Annotated in this window: 1 protein-coding gene; it reads right to left on the bottom strand. The window is 53.6% G+C overall.

Features of this window, described 5'->3' with window-relative positions; genetic code table 11:
- Positions 1-15: 15 nt before the first annotated feature.
- A protein-coding gene (locus ACOTYB_RS24835; protein WP_095033700.1) for an IS1-like element IS1B family transposase occupies positions 16-713 on the bottom strand; the annotation gives its coding sequence in 2 pieces (ribosomal slippage) (positions 16-464 and positions 464-713; 699 coding nt in all).
- Positions 714-768: the final 55 nt, after the last annotated feature.

Genomic DNA, 768 nt, shown 5'->3' with positions numbered 1-768 from the left:
GGTAATGACTCCAACTTATTGATAGTGTTTTATGTTCAGATAATGCCCGATGACTTTGTCATGCAGCTCCACCGATTTTGAGAACGACAGCGACTTCCGTCCCAGCCGTGCCAGGTGCTGCCTCAGATTCAGGTTATGCCGCTCAATTCGCTGCGTATATCGCTTGCTGATTACGTGCAGCTTTCCCTTCAGGCGGGATTCATACAGCGGCCAGCCATCCGTCATCCATATCACCACGTCAAAGGGTGACAGCAGGCTCATAAGACGCCCCAGCGTCGCCATCGTGCGTTCACCGAATACGTGCGCAACAACCGTCTTCCGGAGCCTGTCATACGCGTAAAACAGCCAGCGCTGGCGCGATTTAGCCCCGACGTATCCCCACTGTTCGTCCATTTCCGCGCAGACGATGACGTCACTGCCCGGCTGTATGCGCGAGGTTACCGACTGCGGCCTGAGTTTTTTAAATGGCGGAAAATCGTGTTGAGGCCAACGCCCATAATGCGGGCGGTTGCCCGGCATCCAACGCCATTCATGGCCATATCAATGATTTTCTGGTGCGTACCGGGTTGAGAAGCGGTGTAAGTGAACTGCAGTTGCCATGTTTTACGGCAGTGAGAGCAGAGATAGCGCTGATGTCCGGCAGTGCTTTTGCCGTTACGCACCACCCCGTCAGTAGCTGAACAGGAGGGACAGCTGATAGAAACAGAAGCCACTGGAGCACCTCAAAAACACCATCATACACTAAATCAGTAAGTTGGCAGCATCACC

The organism is Enterobacter cloacae complex sp. IR5450, assembly GCF_049238665.1.
Taxonomy (GTDB): domain Bacteria; phylum Pseudomonadota; class Gammaproteobacteria; order Enterobacterales; family Enterobacteriaceae; genus Enterobacter; species Enterobacter hormaechei_C.
Note: the sequence above shows the minus strand (reverse complement) of the source record. Positions and strands in the feature narration are given on the sequence as shown.